Consider the following 16,903-nt stretch of genomic DNA (forward strand, 5'->3'; position numbering starts at 1 on the left):
CGGACCGGGGCGTCAGCCGGTCGCCAGAGCCCGGGCGAGGCCGCGGTAGAAGGCCATGACCCCCGGTTCCTTCGGGGAGAGGTGACCGCGCTCGGCGAAGCGGGAGCCGACCACCCGCTGGACCGCTTCCATGCCCAGCCGGTCCTCCCGGTTGACCACCGCGGCGCCCTCCTCGTTCTGCTCCCGGAGCGCGTCGCGGTCCTGGCCTTCGAGCGCCGACGGGTGCACGAGCACCCCGCCCCGGACCTCGGTACGGTCGGCGGAGAGCGGGATCATGGTGATCCAGACGACGGAGTCGCCGAAGGCCGCGAGGCTGCCGCAGGGGAAGACGGCGCAGTTGTACATGGTGGCGCGCTGGGCGTCGGAAAGGGGCAGCGCGGTGGCCGGGAGCGGTTCGCGGAAGGGGCTGAGGAGCCGGGTCACCCAGCGGGAGTCCGCGCGCACGTCCATGGCCCCTCCCGGTGGGGTGATGAGTGCCACGGTGGTGGGGTGGAGGCCCATGGCGTGGTAGTTCTCGTGAGCGTTCTGGACCGCGATCTTCCAGTTGCACCGCCATTCCTCGGTCCAGCCGGCGATCCGCACCATCTCCGGCAGCCGGTAGGCATCGAGCTCCTCACCGATCCGCCGCAGGTGCGGGGCCAGCGGCTCGGCGGACGCGTCGGGGTTGACGAAGACGAAGCCCCGCCACTCCTCCACCGCCGGTGCCGGCCGGTGCGGGCCGAGGGCGGAACGGCCCCGCAGGGTGCCGTCCTCGGCCCGGGTCACGGTGACGGGCCGGCCGGCGGGCGCGAGGGTCACGGACGCGCCCGGCGCGGCCAGCTCGCCGGCATGCGCCGCCAGCACCCACGACGCTCCGAGGACCCGGTCCCGCTCCGCCTCCCACAGCTCCGGCGAGGTGAAGGCCGCCGGGGGCAGGCTCAGTTCGGGAGCGTCCTCGTCCAGGTACCGTCCCAGCTCCGCCACGATCTCCGCGAGCGTCATGCTCCTCGCCGTTCCCTTCCGTACCGGGCCGTGAGCCGCTCGATCTCGGCGACGGCCTCGTTGGGTGTCGGCATCTCCTCGGTCTCCCGCCGCAGGCGCCGCGCGTGCCCGGCGAACGACGGGTCCTCCAGCACGCGCGCGACCTTCCCGCGGAAGCGGTCGGGGGTGAACTCGCGCAGCGGGAGGGCGAGGAGGTTGCCCTGATTCTCGTAGGCCACGCCCATGGCCTCGGTGACCCACTCCCATCCCGTGAGGAGGAGCTGGGGTACGCCGTGGAACTCCGCCGTGGCCTTGGTCTGGTAGCCGCCGTGGTGCACGACCGCCGCACAGGTCGGCAGGAGGTCGTGCATCGGGACGTGGTCCACCACCCGCACGGTGTCCGGGAGCGGCGGCAGATGCGCGCGCTGCCTTTCGGAGAGCGCGGCGACCACCTCCACGTCCATCCCGGCCAGCGCCTCCAGCATCCCCACGAGGATCGTGTCGAGGTCCCAGAGGGCGTAGCCGCTGTCGATGCTCACCCCCAGGGTGAGGCAGACCCGGGGCCGGGCCGGCGGCTCGCGGAGCCACCGGGGCACGACCGCCCGCCCGTTGTACGGGATGTAGCGGGCGGGGACGGTGGGGACGCCCACGTCCTCGCGCAGGCTCGCCGGGCGGGTGTCGACGACCCACTGGCCGGTGAGCACGGACTCGTCGAAGCGGGCTCCGGCGCCGAGGCGTTCCAGGGTCCAGTCCAGCCATTCCGCCGTGGGGTCCTCGCGGTGCTCGGGCGGCCGCTCGGCGGCGAGGCGCAGGAAGGTCCGCCGGGTGCCCAGCTGCATGGCCAGTTCCGGTCCGGAGACGAGGCGGGCGTGGGCCGCGCCCACGGCGAGTGCCGTGACCGGGCCGGCCAGGCAGAGCGTCTCCCAGACGACCAGGTCGGGCCGCCAGTGGCGGGCGAACGCCACCAGTTCGTCGATCATGGTGTCCGAGTTCAGGCGGGAGTTGAGGGCGGGGACGATGACGCTCTCGTAGCCGAGCTGCTCCTCCCAGGTCTCCTCCCGGTCCGGGTCCCGGTCCTGGTCGGCGGTCCCGAAGTGGGCGATGGCCTCCCGGTGGAAGGCGTCCAGGCCCTCGTACCACGGCGGGCTCTCGACCGGGACGGCCGTGATCCCGGTCCGTGTGACGGTCTCGACCACCCCGGGCACGCACGCGGCGCGCACCTCGTGGCCGGCGGTGCGCAGCGCCCAGGCGAGGGGTGCGAGCAGCTGGAAGTGGCTGCCTTCCAGCGAGGTGAACAGGACCCTCATCGTTCTCCTCCGTCCCTCGTCGCCGGCGCGGCCGCCGCCCGCACGGGGGCCCGGGCCGGTCCCCGGGTCAGCGGGGCCCGGGGCCGGCGCACCGCGGGGGCGCCGGGGCGGAGCTCGGCGTACCGGCCCGCCAGGGCCGCGAGGGCGGCCCCGGCCAGGGCGCGGTGGAACGGGGCGAGGGCACGGTGGGCGGGAAACGCCGCCGGTCCGCTCCCGCCGTCGAGCAGGACCGCGATCCGGTCCCCGGAGGCGATGCGGACTCCGGCCGACTCCAGCTCGGCGCGGGCCTCCAGGGGGGCGATCCACACCGGCGGCTCCGTGCGCAGGGCCTCCTCGACCAGCGGCGCGACCTCGTGGACCGGCAGGGGGAACCGGGCCCGCAGGACGGTCCGGACGACGAGGTCGGCGCCGGTGCGGGCGCCGATCGCCACCGTAGCCGGGCCCGGCGCCCCGGGAGCGGCGTCGAGGAGGGAGCGCAGCGTGTCCAGGGCCCGGGGCAGGCGCCGGGCGGTGGCGAGGCGCTGCGGGCACACCACCGCGTCCTGGACCGTCGCGCAGTCCGCGACGGCCTCGGCGAACCGGGCGCGCTCGGTCCCGGGGACCGCGCACACCTCGGCGAGGGCGCCCGTCGCGAGGGGCTCGGCGACGTCGGCGACCAGGTCGAACTCCGGCCCTGCCGCGTCGAGAAGCCGGGCGCACAGGGGCCCGAGGTCCGGCACGTCCACAGCGGTGACGGGGGCTTCCCCCGGCAGCGCCGGGACGTGGGCGACGGCGGGGTGGGCGAGCAGCTCCGCCGCGGTGGCCGGGTCGGCGGTGACCCAGGAGCCGGTGCCCGATCGCCACAGCCGCCCGGTGTCCCGGACGCACGCGCGCAGCGGGCCCTGGTCGTCGCCGACGTCGCAGAGCAGGGAAGCGTACGGATCGCCCTTGAGCCGGTGCAGCCACAGCGTCCCGTACTCCCGCTGGAGTCGTTCGCCCAGCTCGGCGAGGGCCGTCGTCACGGGGTGGTACCGGGGTCGGCGGCGATCAGGGGGAAGAGGTCCCCGTCGACGGGCGCGCCCGGCGCCAGGTGGGACACCGGATGGTCCTGGACTCCCGGGCGGTAGGTGGCGTCGGAGTCCATGTAGACGGCGGCGAAGGCGAGCCGGCGTTCGCCGTCGGTGTTGACCCCGGCCATGTGCACGGTGCGGAAGTCGTGGAGGACCACGTCGCCCGCCCGCATCGGAACGGCCACTCGGGGGCTGAACGGATACGCGGGCCAGACCTCCTCCATCGGCCGGTAGTCCTGGAAGTCGGCCAGGTGGACCTGCCGGTGCTCGAGAGGGCGCCGGTGGGAGCCGGGGACGTAGACGAGGCACCCCCGGTCGGCGGGCACGTCCACCAGCGGGATCCACGCGGTCAGCGTCCGGGCCAGTCCGGCGAGCGGCAGGCCCGGTTCGTCGTCGTGGACGACGGTGGGCAGGTGGACGTGGGGGTCCTTCTTCAGCACGTCGGTGCCGTAGAGCCGCAGCGGCCCGCCGGCCAGTCCCTCGGCGGCCCGGGTGACCACGGGGTGGAGCGCGAGTCGACGCAGCTCGGGGTGCTTGCGCCAGGCGGCCTCGACGTAGTGGACCTGGGTCTCGTCCTCGGAGGCGCCCCACGTCGCGGTGCCCTCCTCGGCCAGGAGCTTCTCGGCGGCGGCCCGGAACCCGGCCACCTCCTCGGCGGAGAGCACCGACCGGAGGTGGACGAACCCCTGGTCGCGGTAGCGACGGAGGGTCTCCCCGGTGGGTCGGCCGCTCTCCGTCAGATCAGCGGATGTGGGCATGTGATCGTCCTTCTCGCTCGTGTGGGAGGGCTTCACCCGGCGGAGCCGACGAGCCGGCCGACCGTCTCGGCCGGGGTGGGCATCGCGAGCAGTTCGCTCCGGACCTGCCGGGCGTTCTCGCGGAGGCGTCCGTCCTTGAGCAGGGTCCGGCACTCGGCCGCGCCGAGGGTCCCGGGCTCCGCCACGATCCCGATGCCCCGGGCGGGCAGCAGGTCCGCACCGGTCTGCTGGTACGAGCCGCGCGGGATGACGCACTGCGGGAGGCCCGCGGCGGCGGCCGTGAGCATGGTCCCGCTGCCTCCGTGGTGAATGATCGCGTCGCAGCCGTCCAGCAGGAGGTCGAGGGGGACCCAGTCGACCAGACGGACGTTGGGCGGGACGTCGCTGAGCAGTGCGGGGTCGCCGCCGCCGAGGGTCACCACGAACTCGGCCTCCAGGCCCCGGGCCGCCTCCATGAGCGGCCCCAGGATCGCGATGCCTCCCCACCGGGCCTCGATGGTGCCGAGGGTGACGGCGATGCGCGGCAGGCGAGGGGGCTCCCGCAACCAGTCCGGCAGTACGGCACCGCCGTTGTAGGGCACATGACGCAGCGGCCGTGCCGCGGGCGTACGGCGGTCCTCGGGGAGCCGGGCGGCGAGGCTCGGCGGGAGCGTGGTGAGGGGCACGGTGGCCGGAGGCCCGCCGGTGACGCCGTGGCGTGCCCAGTGCGGCTCCATCCCGGCGCGGAGCAGGGTGTGCAGGCGGGAGCCGCTGTCGTACGAGCCGAGACGGGGCTCGACCAGGGGGACGCGCAGCGCGGCGGCGAGGAGGCGGCCGGCGCCTTGGAGGGGCGGCGCGACGACCAGGTCGGGAGACCAGTCGCGGGCTGCCGCCAGGGCGCCGTCCACCATGACGCCCGACACCCTGGCGAAGAGCGCGGCGAGTTCGGCGTCCTCGGGGTCCTCGGCGAACATGGGGTGGTCGGCCGTGCTCTCGGACGCCCCGGGCTCCTCAGGCATGTACACGGGCAGGTAGTCCAGGCCGGGAGTGACGTCCACGACGTCGAACCCCGCCTCGGCGGCGGCCAGGCTGAGCCCCCCGGTGGCGTACCGGACACGATGGCCGGCAGCGCGGAACGCCTGGGCCAGGGGAATGGTCGGGAAGAGGTGGCCGAGGCCCGGCGAGGTCACGAACAGGACGCGCATGCTGCCCCCAGGCAGGAGTCGTCGGACGGATCGTCAAGTGGCCCGCAGCGCGGTGGCGGTGGCCCGGGAAGGCCGTCGCCGCACGGTACGGGCCTCACGGGGCGGCGCCGAGGAAGAGGCCGCGGCCGGCGTGCGGGCCGGGGACGTACTCGACGGAGAGCCCGGCGGCCCTGAAGGCGGTCTCGTAGGACGCTCGGGTGAACAGGGAGATGCGGTGGGTCTCGGTGAAGTGCCGGGCCCCGGCGCGGGCGTCGGCCACCACGTAGTGCACGTCCATCCGGCACGCGGCCCCGTCCCGGGCGGAATGCGAGATCCGGGCCACGGTCCGGCCCGCCACCGTGGTCACATCCGCCGAGACGTGCCCGTCGAGGTAGTTCTCGGGGAACCACCACGGGTCCACGGCCACCACTCCCCCGGGGTTCAGGTGCCGGGCGAAGGCGGCCAGGGCCGCGTGGAGTTCGGCCTCGTCGGCCGCATAGCCGATGGACCCGAACATGCAGGTCACCACGTCGAACCGGGCGTCGAGGGCGAAGGACCTCATGTCGCCGGCGTGGACGGGGACGTCCGGCAGCGCACCGCGCGCCGCGCGGACCATCGGCTCGGACAGCTCAAGCCCCGCGACCCGGTCGAAGAGCCGCGCGAAGTGGCGCAGATGGGCTCCGGTGCCGCAGGCGACGTCGAGCAGGGAGCGCGCGTCCGGCCGGAGCCGACGCACACGCCGGGTGAGTTCCCGGGCCTCGGCCCCGTAGTCCTTGCCGCGGCTCTCGTGGATCAGATCGTGGATCTCGGTGAGGTCAGCGCCGTACATGGACGGATCGTCGGAAGGCGTACTGGAGAAATCGCCCAGGACGGGTGGACGCGGCGCCGGTGCCGTGTCGATCGGGCGGCGACCGATTCACCAGCGCGCGCGGTCACCCTCGGCCGCACCGGACCGGGGCCGGACCGTGCCGACGGACCGGAGCGGAGCCGGACCGTGCCGACGGACCGGAGCGGAGCCGGATCGGGCCGGGCCGGACCCGGACGAAGGGAGGACCGACGTGGACGTCGGGGAGATCGTGGCGGAGCTCGAGCGGTATCTTGGGCCGGACGCGGAGGCGCTGAGCCTGCCGCCGACGGCGTTCACCTCACCGGGGTTGTGGGATGCGGAACGCGAGCGGGTGTTCGGGCGTTCCTGGCTGCTGGTGGCGCACGCGGACGAGCTGGCGGAGTCCGGGTCGTACGTGGCGCTGTCCGTGGCGGGCGAGCCGGTCGTGGTGGTCCGGGACGAGGGCGGCGCCCTGCGCGGCCTGTCGCCGGTGTGCCGGCACCGGTTGATGCCGGTGGTGGAGGAGGGCTCGGGGCGCACCGACGTGTTCACCTGCCCCTACCACCTGTGGCGTTACGGTCTGGACGGGCGCCTGATCGGCGCCACCCACATGAAGCGGAACCCGGCTTTCGATCCGTCCGCGTGCCGGCTGCCGCGGTTCGCGGTGGAGGAGTGGCGGGGGTTCGTCTTCGTCAACCTGGACGCCGCGGCCGAGCCCCTCGGTCCGCATCTGCGGCGGATCGGCGGGGACCTGGCGAACTACCGGCTGCCGGAGCTGACCCAGGTCGCCGGGTGGACCGAGGAATGGCACTGCAACTGGAAGATCGCGGTCGAGAACGCGCACGAGAACTACCACGTCATGGGGTTCCACCCGGAGACCCTGCAACCGACCACCCCCGGCGGGGCGGAGACGAGCGTGCGGGCGGACTCGCCGTGGGCCGACAGCATGCGGGTCCGGTACGCCTCGCCGCTGGAGCCCGTGGTCCTGGACCTCACCGAGGAGGAGCGGTCGCACCTGTACGGCTTCTTCGTCTTCCCCTCGGGCAGCCTCGCCGCCTCGGGTGACATGGTCATCTGGCTCAGCCTGATCCCTTCGGCCATCGACCGCACCCTGGTCCGGGGCGGGGTGCTCATGCCGGCCGCCATGATCGAGGGCCGGGACCGCGAGACCGTCCGGAAGGAGGCCGAGGCCTACGCAGCCGTGATCAACGGCGAGGACCGGCGGGGCCTGGAGGCGGTCCAGCGGGGCGCCGGTTCGCGCTTCGCGGGGCGGGGCCACCTCTCCCCCAAGGAGCCCGGGGTGATCCTCTTCTACCGGTCCCTGGCCAGGGCGCTGCTCCGCGAGGACGCCGACTGGCCCGGCGGGCTCTGACCCCTCCGACGGGCGGTGGCCGCGCGCGAGGCCGCACCCGGCGGGGCCGGACGGCCGGGTCGTCCGGCTCGGGCCGGCGCCCTGCGCGACGCCCGCCGCATCCGGCCGCGTCCCCGCCCGCTCCGCCGCCGGCGCGGTCCGCGGAGCCGTGCGCCGGGCGCGGGAGGCCCGCCCGGGCGGCTCGACGAACCCGTGCCGGGCGCGGGGTGCCCCGGGACGGGCACGGGTGGCAGGCGGTGGCACGGCCGCCGCGACCGGGTCCCGGGACGGGGAACCCCGGCCCCGCGGGCCGTCCCGATCGCCGTCGGGCACCGGCCCGGCGGGTCGGCGCCCCGGGCCCGGTGCACGCCGGAAACGTTTCCGCACCGGGCCGGGCGTCGAGGAGGGCTACGCCCGGCCGCCGCGGCGGCCGCTGGTCGCGGCGGCGCGGAGCCAGAGGCGGACCGCATGCGTGATCCAGAAGAGCGCCACGGCGAGGGAGCACCAGAACCACACCGAGCCCGGCTCCGGGTTGCGGATCTTCTCGACGAGCAGCAGCGCCAGCACGGCCGCGATCGCCGTCGCCCCGTAGAGCTCGCGGCGCTCCACGCGCGCGGTGCGGCGGGGCCCCGCCGCCAGGCGCAGGGCGTACACCTCGACGTCGCCGAAGGCGGTGGCCGCGTCCTCCCCCGAGGCATCCAGGTGCCGCCGGGCCTCGCGGACGTGTCCGCGCGCCTCGGCGGCGGACAGGGCGTGGCGGCCGCGCAGGACCCCTTCCAGGCGGGACAGCCAGTGCCCGTCGTCGCCGGGGCGCGGGGCGGGCACGAAGCACCGCTCGACGGCCGCGGCGGGCAGGTTGGCCGCAAGGACCGCGAGCACCGCGCAGACCGCCGCCGCCGCCGGGGCGGGCAGCGTGACGCGGGGGTCCTCCGGGAGCAGCGAGGCCGCGGCCACGGCCGCTCCGACGGCGGCCGCGCCCGCCGCGGCGAGGCCGGCGGCGCCGCGGATCCGCCCGGCCGACCAGGCGGTGAGGGCGCAGACGGCGAGCAGGCCCGCGAGGGCGATCCCGGAGATCGCGGCGAGGGCGGCCGGCCCGGGGGCCATCCAGAGCCCCTCGCGGAGCCAGTGCATCAGGCCGAGCAGGACGCCGATGCCGCAGAAGGTGGCGAGGGAGGCGGTGAAGCGCTGACCGGGGGCCATGCCCTTCACGTCGGCCCGGGCCCGCTGCTCCTCGCCGACGTGCTCCTCGACGGCGGTGCGGGCGTACGCGTCCGGGGGGCCGAAGAGCTCCCGCGCGTCGAGCCCGGTCTCGGTCACGGCCCCGTGCACCTCGTCGAGCACCAGGTCGGCCAGGCCGTCGGGGGCCTGGAGGTCGAGGGCGAGGCGCATCTCGACCCTGGCGGCCCACTGCTCGTCCTCCTCCCGCGGCCATGCGCGCGTGCGCTCTGCTGCGTCCTTCATGGGTCCCCCTCGTGTACGTGTGACCGCGCGTCTCCGCGCGGGCCGGTGTGCCGGTGCGCCGCCGGGTCGGGCGGTGCCGGGCGTGGTCGGTGCGCGGGAGCCCGTCCGGCGGGCCGGTCCGGGGCCGGTGGCCGGCGGTGGTGCGCGCGGGGCCCGCCCGCGCCCGCGGTACTCCCCCGCCCGCCGCGGACGGTCCCGGGACGGGGCGGCTCAGCGCCGGGGCGCTTCCCCGGCCCCCGCGTCCCGGTCGCCGAGCAGCGCGGAGACGGCCCGGGCGAGGCCGTTCCAGGCCGCGGCGTCGCCGTCGAGCCGTGCCCGGCCCGCGGCGGTGATGCGGTAGTACTTGCGCCCCGGCCCTCCGTCACCGGCCCGCCACTCGACCTCGACGGCCCCCTCCTCCTCCAGCCGCGCGAGGGCGGGGTAGAGGGTGGCGGCCTTGACCGGGGTCAGCCCCGCATCGCCGAGCCGCCCCAGCAGGGCGTATCCGTAGCTCTCGCCCTCGGCGTCCAGGAGGCCCAGCAGGCACAGCGGCAGCACGGCCCGTGTCCAGGCGGTGTTCCCGGTCACTGCTCCCACCCGCGCTTTCCGATCCAGCGACTATTCCGATTTTCAGCATACTCGGGAATCCGGAGAAGAGGGAAGGGCGGTCCCGGCGGACGGGGCCGGGAGGGGCGGGCGGGGAGGGAGAGGCGCACGGGATAGCGTCGGGCGGCATGGACGAGCGAGAGGGCGGGGAGGCCCGCAGTACGCCGGACGCCCCCGGGGGCGGGTGCGGGGAGCCGCACCGGCCGGCGGGGAGGGGGGACGGCACCGGCGGAGGACCGGGCACGGACGGCGTGTACGTGGGCCGTGCGGCACGGGACGCGGCGCTCGACCGGGGATGGCTGCTGGGGCACTTCAAGGAGCCCGGGGATCCGCGCCACAGCGAGGACGTGGAGATCAAGTGGGGGGTCCACCCGCGCGGCGAGGAACGTGCCCGATGGGTGCGGGGAGAGCAGCGCACCACGCTGCTGGTCCTGGTCAGCGGCCGCTTCCGGGTGCGGTTGCCGGGCCGGGAGGTCCTGCTGGCGGAGCAGGGCGACTACGTGGTCTGGGGGCGCGGGACGGACCACTCGTGGCGGGCCGAGGAGGATGCGGTGGTGCTGACGGTCCGGTGGCCGTCCGTCCCGGGGTACGCCGTCGCTCCCGCCGCCGTCGCGGCCGGGGAGGGGGCACCGCCCCGCTGACCGGCCGCCGGGGCTCCGGCCGGGAGCGTGGCGGCGGGCCCGCACGCACGGCCGCGGGCCCGGGGCGGCCGCAGGACACCCCCCGGGCACCTGCGGCGGCTCCCGTCCCGCACACGGCGGCGCGCCCTCGCGGCAACCGCGGCCGCCCCCGGTCAGGCCGGGGAGCCCCCGGTGCGGCCGGTGCCCTTGGCGGGCCGGGCGTCCGGCTCGGGCTCCTCCTCGAAGTCGACCCGGTTCATGTGCCGGTTCATGGACTTCATCAGGGCCCACACGCCGACCGCCAGCGCCGCGAAGACGAGGAAGCCCAGGACACCGGGGGTGACCTTGTTCTCGTCCAGCTCCTTGGCCAGGGTGGCGACGTGCGTCATTGCGAGGTTCGCGCTTGCGCTCATGTCAGGCATTCTCCCGGATGCCCGCGAAGAGGTCGCTCTCGGGGAGGGAGGTTTCGACGAGCGACCTGGACAGCTCGTACTCCTCGGTCGGCCAGACCTCCCTCTGGATCTCCATCGGGACCCGGAACCAGCCGCCGTCGGGGTCGATCTGGGTGGCGTGCGCGATCAGGGCCCGGTCGCGCACCTCGAAGAAGTCGGCGCAGGGCACGTAGGTGGTCAGCGTCCGCTCGGCCCGCTGGAACTCCTTCCAGCGCTCCAGCCACTCGCCGTAGGGGGACTCCAGCCCGCGCTCCAGCAGCGCCTCGTGCAGGGCGACGGTGCGCGGCCGGTTGAAGCCCTGGTTGTAGTAGAGCTTCTGCGGCTGCCAGACCTGGCCGTACTCGGACTCCGGGAACTTCTCCGCGTCCGCGGCGCCGTCGAAGGCGACCATCGTGATCTTGTGGGTCATGATGTGGTCGGGGTGCGGGTAGCCCCCGTTCTCGTCGTAGGTGGTGACGACCTGGGGGCGGAACGCGCGGATCCTGCGCACCAGTTCGCCCGCGGCCTTGTCCACGTCCTCCAGGGCGAAGCAGCCCTCGGGGAGCGGGGGCAGCGGGTCGCCCTCGGGGAGGCCGGAGTCGACGAAGCCGAGCCAGTCCTGCTTGACGCCCAGGATCTCGCGGGCCTCGTCCATCTCCTTCCTGCGGACCTCGTGGATGTTGGCCTCGATGAAGGCGTCACCCTGGAGCTTCGGATTGAGGATGGAGCCGCGCTCGCCCCCCGTGCAGGTCACGACCAGCACGTCCACCCCCTCGGACACATACTTCGCCATCGTGGCCGCGCCCTTGCTCGACTCGTCGTCGGGGTGCGCGTGCACGGCCATCAGTCGCAGCTGCTCAGTCAAGACTCGATCCTCAGTGATTCGTCGCGTCGTGCGCTCTCTATAGTGACCGAACCGGGGGACGGAAAATTCCTGACTCCGGGACACGAAGGGAACGATCATGACGGCTGCACGCGAGGGCCTTCCGCAGGGGCGCTACGGGCGCTCGGCGGACGAGCGCGCCGACCGCGGGCTGCGCGTCCTCGGCGCCGTCCTCGGGACGGTGGCGGTCGCCGTGGTCGGCTGGTTCGGCTACGACTACGTCGCGGGCCGGACCCTCAGCGCCGAAGTGATCAAGTTCGACGTGGTGCAGGGCGCGAACGAGGTGCAGATGCACCTGGAGGTGCGCAAGGACGCCGACGCCACCGGCACCTGCACCGTACGGGCCCTGGCGGAGGACGGCACCGAGGTCGGCAGGCTGGACGCCCGCTTCGAGGAGACCGGTACCGGGCGCATCGACCGGGTGGTGCGCATCCGCACCACCCGCGAGGCCACCGGCGCCGAGCTGGTCGGCTGCACCGCGGCCTGACCGCCCGCGACGGCGATTCTCCCGGCCCGGTGCCGCGCCGGAACCGGCGCAGACCCCGGTGACCTGCGAGGCTGGGCGACCGGTGGCTTATGTCCTCCCCCTTTCGCCCTGAAATTGTTAGGCTCGTGGTTTCGCCCACCCGGGACGGACCATCCTTCTGGGTAGGGCGATGCTTTGTATTCCCAGTACCTACGAGGAGCACCTGTGACCCAGACCAGCGAGAACGTCACCTGGCTCACCCAGGAGGCGTACAACCAGCTCAAGGCCGAGCTGGAGTACCTGTCTGGTCCCGCGCGCGTCGAGATCGCCAAGAAGATCGAGGCTGCGCGCGAGGAGGGGGACCTGCGGGAGAACGGCGGGTACCACGCGGCCAAGGAGGAGCAGGGCAAGCAGGAGCTCCGTGTGCGCCAGCTGACCCAGCTCCTGGACAGCGCCAAGGTCGGCGAGGCGCCGGCGGACGACGGTGTCGTCGAGCCCGGCATGGTCGTCACGATCGCCTTCGACGGCGACGAGGACGACACCCTCACCTTCCTGATGGCGTCGCGCGAGTACGCGAGCTCCGACATCGAGACCTACTCCCCCCAGTCGCCGCTCGGTGTCGGCGTGAACGGGAAGAAGGTCGGCGACGAGGCGGAGTACGAGCTGCCGAACGGCAAGACGGCCATGGTCAAGATCCTGGAGGCCAAGCCCTACAGCGGCTGAGCGGCCACCGCAGCACCCGGGCCCCCGGCGGGGACGCGCGTCCCCGCCGGGGGCCCGTGCGCGTCCGCCGCCGCGGGGTGCCGCGGGCCCGCCCGCAGCAGGGGACCCGTCCCCGTACCCCCTGGCAAGGCGGTGGCCGCGGGCGCGCGGGCACCGCGCCGGATTCCGGGGCCCGTGGCATCGCGCCGATCGGGCGGCCCCGCCGTCCGGCGTCGCGGCAGGACAGGCGGCGCCGGTCTCCGCTCCCGTCCTTGCGGACCGGGAGCGGAGACCGGCGCCGGTCCTCGGCCCGAGGCTGCGCTCAGGCCGAGGCGGAGCGGTACTTGCGCACCGCGAGCGTCCGGAAGACGGTGATGATCAGCACCGACCACAGGACGGAGGCGAGGACCGCGTTCTGCATCGGCCAGGCGTCCGGGGTGACGTACCCGGGCGGCAGGTTGCCGAAGAGCTCGCGGGACGCCTGGACCGTGGCGCTGAAGGGGTTCCACTCGGCGATGTGCCGGAGGAAGGTCGGCATGTTCTCCGCGGGCACGAAGGCGTTGGAGACGAAGGTCAGCGGGAAGAGCCAGATCAGCCCGCCGGAGGTCGCCGCCTCGGGCGTGCGCACCGACAGGCCGATGAGCGCCCCGATCCAGGAGAACGCGTACCCGAGCAGCAGCAGCAGGGCGAAGCCCGCCAGGACCTCGGCCGCGTTCGTGTGGGTGCGCCAGCCGACCAGGAGCGCGACGAGGGCGAGCACCACCAGCGTCAGCGTGGTCTGGACGAGGTCGGCCAGGGTCCGGCCGGTGAGCACGGCGCCGCGGGCCATGGGCAGCGAGCGGAAGCGGTCGATCAGCCCCTTGTGCATGTCGTCCGCGATCCCGGCCCCCGCTCCGGCGGTGGCGAAGGTGACGGTCTGGGCGAAGATGCCGGCCATCAGGAACTCGCGGTAGTCGGAGGCCGAGAGGCTGCCGCCGACGGAGATCGAGCCGCCGAAGACGTAGCTGAACAGCACCACGAACATGACGGGCTGCACGATCCCGAAGACGATCATCTCGGGGATGCGCGTCAGGCGGATGATGTTGCGCCGCGCCACGACGAGGGAGTCGGCGAGCGACTGGGCGACACCGCCCCGGGGGCGGGGCGCCAGGGGCCGGGCGGCCGGGGTGGTCGTGGTCGTCATGCGGCACTCTCCTTGCCGGGCGCGTCGGACGCCTCGTCGTCGGCTGCGGCGCTCTCGGCCGCGTGGCCGGTGAGCGAGATGAACACGTCGTCGAGGGTCGGGCGGCGCAGTCCGATGTCGTCGATCTCCACCCCGCGGGCGTCCAGGTCGCGGATGACCTCGGCCAGCAGCTTGGCGCCGCCGGTCACCGGGACGGTGAGCTTCCTGGTGTGGCGGACGACGGCGACCTCGCCCTTGCCCCGGCCCGCGAGGACCTCACGGGCGGGCTCGATCTCGTCGGGCCGGTGGACGACGACCTCGACGCGCTCCCCTCCGGTGCGGGCCTTCAGCTCGTCGGAGGTGCCGCGTGCGATCACCCTGCCGTGATCGACCACGCAGATGTCGTCGGCGAGGTGGTCGGCCTCCTCCAGGTACTGCGTGGTGAGCAGCAGCGTCGTCCCGGCGCCGACCAGTTCCTGGATCACGTCCCACAGCTGCTGCCGGTTGCGCGGGTCGAGCCCGGTGGTCGGCTCGTCCATGAACATCACGGGTGGGGAGACCACCAGTGCGGCGGCCAGGTCGAGGCGGCGGCGCATGCCGCCGGAGTAGGTCTTGGCGGGCCGGTCGGCGGCGTCGGCGAGGTGGAAGCGCTCCAGCAGCTCGACGGCCCGGGCCTTCGCGTCGCGCCGGGACATCTGGTAGAGCTGCCCGACCATCTGGAGGTTCTCCCGGCCGGTGAGGTACTCGTCGACCGCGGCGAACTGCCCGGAGAGGCCGATGGACCGCCGCACCTCGTTGGGATGCTTCAGGACGTCGATGCCGGCGACGCGGGCGGAGCCGCTGTCGGGCCGGATCAGGGTGGTGAGCACGCGCACGGTGGTCGTCTTGCCGGCACCGTTCGGGCCGAGGAGGCCGAGGACCGTGCCTTCGGGGACGTCGAGGTCGACGCCGTCCAGAGCCCGTACGTCACCGAAGGTCTTGACCAGGCCTTCGGCGTGGATGGCGCCTGGCATAGGGGTTCTCCCTGGGGGGTGAGGGCGGTGCGGAGGTCGGGCGCGGGGGCCCGCGGCGGGGCGGTCGCCCGGGCGGCGCCCGGCCCAGCGTAGGGACCGGCGGGTGCCGGGACGAATCATTTCTCCGGCTGTCACCGGATCGGGGCCCCGGCTCGTCCAGGACCCTAGCGCGGTATAAAAATCCCGGCGAGCCCTTTCCGCGGGCTGCACTCAGTCCAGGACCGTGTACCCGGCGGACCGCAGGACCGAGGCGACCTCCTCGCAGTGCTCGGGCCCCTTGGTCTCCAGCTGGAGCTCCACCTCGACCTCCGTCAGGCCCAGCCTCGGGTCCGTGCGGACGTGGCTGACGTCCAGCACGTTGGCGTCGGCCCCCGAGAGCGTCCCCAGCAGCGCCGCGAGGACCCCCGGGCGGTCGGTGAGCCGCAGCCGCAGCGTGAGGTAGCGGCCCGCGGCGGCCATGCCGTGCCGCAGGACCCGCTGCATCAGCAGCGGGTCGACGTTGCCGCCCGACAGCAGGGCGACCACCGGCCCCTCGAAGGCGCCCGGGTCGCCGAGCAGCGCCGCCACCGGGCTGGCACCCGCGGGCTCCACCACCAGCTTCGCCCGCTCCAGGCACAGCAGCAGGGCGCTGGAGAGCGCGTCCTCGGAGACGGTGCGGACCTCGTCGACGAGCTCGCTGATGATCCGGAAGGGCACGTCGCCCGGACGCCCCACCTTGATCCCGTCGGCCATCGTCGACGGCGCCTCCACCGAGACGGGACGTCCCGCGGCCAGGGAGGGCGGGTACGCGGCGGCGCCCTCCGCCTGGACGCCCACGACCCGGACGTCCGGGCGCAGGGCCTTCACCGCCACGGCGATCCCCGCCGCGAGACCCCCGCCGCCGACACCGACGACGATCGTGCGCACCTCCGGGCACTGCTCCAGGATCTCCAGCCCCAGCGTGCCCTGGCCGGCCACGATGTCCGGGTGGTCGAAGGGGTGGATGAACACCGCGCCGGTCTCGTGGGCGTACTCCTCGGCCCGTGCGAGCGTCTCGTCGATCACCTGCCCCGCCAGCCGCACGTCCGCACCGTACTCACGGGTCGCGGCGACCTTCGGCAGCGGTGCGCCGACCGGCATGAAGACCGTCGAGCGCACGCCCAGCAGCGAGGAGGCCAGCGCCACGCCCTGGGCGTGGTTGCCCGCCGACGCGGCGACCACGCCCGCCGCCCGCTCCTCGGGGCGCAGGCCGGAGATGCGGACGTAGGCGCCGCGCAGCTTGAACGACCCGGTGCGCTGCAGGTTCTCGCACTTGAGGTGCACCGGCGAACCGACCAGCCGGGTCAGATGGCGGCTGCCCTCCATCGGGGTCACCCGGGCGACGCCGGAGAGCATCTTCTGCGCCCCCCGGACGTCGTCGAGGATGACCGGACTGATGAGCTGGGGCAGACGGGCGTTCATGGCACAAGTCTGGCAGCCGGGTGTCCGGGCCGGGCCGCCGTCCGCATGCCGGTACCCCGGGTGGGACGGGATCGCGCAGCACGGCTCCCTACGCGCCCGTAGCCGCGTACGCTGTCCCCCTACCTCCCGACCGCCGCACGAGAGAGCCCCACAGCCATGCCCACTTCCCAGGACATGACGACCGACCTCGGTCCCGGCCTCCTCGATGCCCTCCAGCACCAGGTGGCCGTCTTCGCGCGGCGCGCCGAGCAGACCCGCCTCGGCGGCGTCGGCCAGGCCCGCAACTCCATGGACCGCGCCGCCTACCTCCTGCTCAACCGGCTGGACCAGGAAGGCCCGATGGGCGTCAAGGCGCTCGCCGCCGGGATGGGCATCGACTCCTCGACGGTCACCCGCCAGGTCGCGCCGCTCGTCGACAGCGGGCTCGTCAAGCGCACCTCGCACCCGGAGGACGGACGGGCCGTCGTCCTCCAGCTCTCCCCGCGCGGCCAGGCGCGGCTGGACGAGGTGCGCTCCTCCCGGCGGGAGCTGATGCGGCAGGTGACGGACGGCTGGACCCAGGACGAGCGCGAGTCCTTCTGCACCCTGCTCACCCGCTTCAACTCGGCCCTGTCCGCCTGGCAGGCCGGGCTGCACCCGGGCGATCCCCAGGCGCCGACCGGCTCCTGACGGGGCCCGGCACGGCGGCCGCTCCGGCTCGGAGCCTCGCCGGCGCCCGGCCGGCCG

The 16,903-nt window shown here is 74.6% G+C and carries 18 protein-coding genes; 5 read left to right on the plus strand and 13 right to left on the minus strand.

Annotation, left to right across the window (positions count from 1 at the left end):
* Nucleotides 1-12 precede the first annotated feature (12 nt).
* The 6 genes from NPS70_RS26770 to NPS70_RS26795 all read right to left on the minus strand — a co-directional run bounded on the left by NPS70_RS26770 (nt 13) and on the right by NPS70_RS26795 (nt 6,066).
* Nucleotides 13-981, minus strand: a complete 969-nt coding sequence (locus NPS70_RS26770) for an SRPBCC family protein (protein WP_256527015.1) — start codon at nt 979-981, stop codon at nt 13-15.
* Nucleotides 978-2,267: an activator-dependent family glycosyltransferase gene (locus NPS70_RS26775; protein ID WP_256527016.1), complete on the minus strand. Its 1,290-nt coding sequence runs from the start codon at nt 2,265-2,267 to the stop codon at nt 978-980. Before NPS70_RS26775 ends, NPS70_RS26770 begins: the two co-directional genes overlap by 4 nt.
* Nucleotides 2,264-3,268, minus strand: coding sequence for a hypothetical protein (locus tag NPS70_RS26780; protein ID WP_256527017.1), 1,005 nt, complete (start codon nt 3,266-3,268; stop codon nt 2,264-2,266). The genes NPS70_RS26775 and NPS70_RS26780 overlap by 4 nt, the downstream gene beginning before the upstream one ends.
* Nucleotides 3,265-4,074: a phytanoyl-CoA dioxygenase family protein gene (locus tag NPS70_RS26785; RefSeq protein ID WP_256527018.1), complete on the minus strand. Its 810-nt coding sequence runs from the start codon at nt 4,072-4,074 to the stop codon at nt 3,265-3,267. The genes NPS70_RS26780 and NPS70_RS26785 overlap by 4 nt, the downstream gene beginning before the upstream one ends.
* Nucleotides 4,075-4,106: 32 nt before the next feature.
* The gene (locus NPS70_RS26790; RefSeq protein WP_256527019.1) at nt 4,107-5,258 is read right to left on the minus strand and encodes a nucleotide disphospho-sugar-binding domain-containing protein; all 1,152 of its coding nucleotides are present in this window, start codon (nt 5,256-5,258) and stop codon (nt 4,107-4,109) included.
* A gap of 94 nt (nt 5,259-5,352) precedes the next feature.
* Entirely contained in the window at nt 5,353-6,066 is a 714-nt protein-coding gene (locus NPS70_RS26795) for a bifunctional 2-polyprenyl-6-hydroxyphenol methylase/3-demethylubiquinol 3-O-methyltransferase UbiG (protein ID WP_256527020.1), read from the minus strand.
* Between the two features lie 229 nt (nt 6,067-6,295).
* Between NPS70_RS26795 and NPS70_RS26800 the strand changes: the two genes are divergently transcribed.
* A complete protein-coding gene (locus NPS70_RS26800; RefSeq protein ID WP_256527021.1) occupies nt 6,296-7,435 on the plus strand; it encodes an aromatic ring-hydroxylating dioxygenase subunit alpha in 1,140 nt (379 codons plus the stop codon).
* Between the two features lie 387 nt (nt 7,436-7,822).
* On the opposite strand, the gene NPS70_RS28610 is transcribed toward NPS70_RS26800, so the two are convergent.
* Together NPS70_RS28610 and NPS70_RS26815 are read right to left on the minus strand one after the other, a co-directional pair.
* On the minus strand, nt 7,823-8,875 hold the full coding sequence (locus tag NPS70_RS28610; protein WP_305886403.1) for a hypothetical protein: 1,053 nt from the start codon (nt 8,873-8,875) through the stop codon (nt 7,823-7,825).
* A 210-nt stretch (nt 8,876-9,085) separates the two neighbouring features.
* A complete protein-coding gene (locus NPS70_RS26815) occupies nt 9,086-9,442 on the minus strand; it encodes a PadR family transcriptional regulator (RefSeq protein ID WP_256527023.1) in 357 nt (118 codons plus the stop codon).
* A 269-nt stretch (nt 9,443-9,711) separates the two neighbouring features.
* Between NPS70_RS26815 and NPS70_RS26820 the strand changes: the two genes are divergently transcribed.
* Nucleotides 9,712-10,101, plus strand: coding sequence for a signal peptidase I (locus NPS70_RS26820; protein ID WP_256527066.1), 390 nt, complete (start codon nt 9,712-9,714; stop codon nt 10,099-10,101).
* Between the two features lie 152 nt (nt 10,102-10,253).
* On the opposite strand, the gene NPS70_RS26825 is transcribed toward NPS70_RS26820, so the two are convergent.
* Together NPS70_RS26825 and mca are read right to left on the minus strand one after the other, a co-directional pair.
* Nucleotides 10,254-10,502, minus strand: coding sequence for a hypothetical protein (locus NPS70_RS26825; protein ID WP_256527024.1), 249 nt, complete (start codon nt 10,500-10,502; stop codon nt 10,254-10,256).
* On the minus strand, nt 10,495-11,376 hold the full coding sequence (gene mca / locus NPS70_RS26830; RefSeq protein ID WP_256527025.1) for a mycothiol conjugate amidase Mca: 882 nt from the start codon (nt 11,374-11,376) through the stop codon (nt 10,495-10,497). Before mca ends, NPS70_RS26825 begins: the two co-directional genes overlap by 8 nt.
* Nucleotides 11,377-11,473: 97 nt before the next feature.
* On the opposite strand from mca, the gene NPS70_RS26835 reads away from it, so the two are divergent.
* Complete coding sequence (locus NPS70_RS26835; RefSeq protein ID WP_256527026.1) at nt 11,474-11,881, plus strand: DUF4307 domain-containing protein; 408 nt, start codon at nt 11,474-11,476, stop codon at nt 11,879-11,881.
* 204 nt (nt 11,882-12,085) lie between these two features.
* On the plus strand, nt 12,086-12,583 hold the full coding sequence (gene greA / locus NPS70_RS26840) for a transcription elongation factor GreA (RefSeq protein ID WP_256527027.1): 498 nt from the start codon (nt 12,086-12,088) through the stop codon (nt 12,581-12,583).
* A 301-nt stretch (nt 12,584-12,884) separates the two neighbouring features.
* Here greA and NPS70_RS26845 read toward each other — a convergent pair whose 3' ends face one another.
* The 3 genes from NPS70_RS26845 to ilvA form a co-directional block, all read right to left on the minus strand.
* Entirely contained in the window at nt 12,885-13,745 is an 861-nt protein-coding gene (locus NPS70_RS26845) for an ABC transporter permease (RefSeq protein ID WP_256527028.1), read from the minus strand.
* Nucleotides 13,742-14,737 carry an ATP-binding cassette domain-containing protein gene (locus NPS70_RS26850; RefSeq protein ID WP_256527029.1) on the minus strand — a complete coding sequence of 332 codons (996 nt, stop codon included), beginning with the start codon at nt 14,735-14,737 and terminating at the stop codon, nt 13,742-13,744. Before NPS70_RS26850 ends, NPS70_RS26845 begins: the two co-directional genes overlap by 4 nt.
* Nucleotides 14,738-14,947: 210 nt before the next feature.
* Complete coding sequence (ilvA, locus tag NPS70_RS26855) at nt 14,948-16,177, minus strand: threonine ammonia-lyase (RefSeq protein WP_256527030.1); 1,230 nt, start codon at nt 16,175-16,177, stop codon at nt 14,948-14,950.
* Nucleotides 16,178-16,333: 156 nt separating this feature from the next.
* Between ilvA and NPS70_RS26860 the strand changes: the two genes are divergently transcribed.
* Nucleotides 16,334-16,846 carry a MarR family winged helix-turn-helix transcriptional regulator gene (locus NPS70_RS26860; RefSeq protein WP_256527031.1) on the plus strand — a complete coding sequence of 171 codons (513 nt, stop codon included), beginning with the start codon at nt 16,334-16,336 and terminating at the stop codon, nt 16,844-16,846.
* Nucleotides 16,847-16,903 lie beyond the last annotated feature (57 nt).

Source organism: Streptomyces sp. C10-9-1, assembly GCF_024497955.1.
GTDB lineage: Bacteria > Actinomycetota > Actinomycetes > Streptomycetales > Streptomycetaceae > Streptomyces > Streptomyces sanyensis.

Excerpts from the sequence above, each read along its gene's own strand:
- NPS70_RS26770 (WP_256527015.1), bottom strand. The coding sequence starts at position 981 with ATGACGCTCGCGGAGATCGTGGCGGAGCTGGGACGGTACCTGGACGAG.
- NPS70_RS26775 (WP_256527016.1), bottom strand. The coding sequence starts at position 2,267 with ATGAGGGTCCTGTTCACCTCGCTGGAAGGCAGCCACTTCCAGCTGCTC.
- NPS70_RS26785 (WP_256527018.1), bottom strand. The coding sequence starts at position 4,074 with ATGCCCACATCCGCTGATCTGACGGAGAGCGGCCGACCCACCGGGGAG.
- NPS70_RS26790 (WP_256527019.1), bottom strand. The coding sequence starts at position 5,258 with ATGCGCGTCCTGTTCGTGACCTCGCCGGGCCTCGGCCACCTCTTCCCG.
- NPS70_RS26795 (WP_256527020.1), bottom strand. The coding sequence starts at position 6,066 with ATGTACGGCGCTGACCTCACCGAGATCCACGATCTGATCCACGAGAGC.
- NPS70_RS28610 (WP_305886403.1), bottom strand. The coding sequence starts at position 8,875 with ATGAAGGACGCAGCAGAGCGCACGCGCGCATGGCCGCGGGAGGAGGAC.
- NPS70_RS26825 (WP_256527024.1), bottom strand. The coding sequence starts at position 10,502 with ATGCCTGACATGAGCGCAAGCGCGAACCTCGCAATGACGCACGTCGCC.
- NPS70_RS26835 (WP_256527026.1), top strand. The coding sequence starts at position 11,474 with ATGACGGCTGCACGCGAGGGCCTTCCGCAGGGGCGCTACGGGCGCTCG.
- NPS70_RS26845 (WP_256527028.1), bottom strand. The coding sequence starts at position 13,745 with ATGACGACCACGACCACCCCGGCCGCCCGGCCCCTGGCGCCCCGCCCC.
- NPS70_RS26850 (WP_256527029.1), bottom strand. The coding sequence starts at position 14,737 with ATGCCAGGCGCCATCCACGCCGAAGGCCTGGTCAAGACCTTCGGTGAC.
- ilvA (WP_256527030.1), bottom strand. The coding sequence starts at position 16,177 with ATGAACGCCCGTCTGCCCCAGCTCATCAGTCCGGTCATCCTCGACGAC.
- NPS70_RS26860 (WP_256527031.1), top strand. The coding sequence starts at position 16,334 with ATGCCCACTTCCCAGGACATGACGACCGACCTCGGTCCCGGCCTCCTC.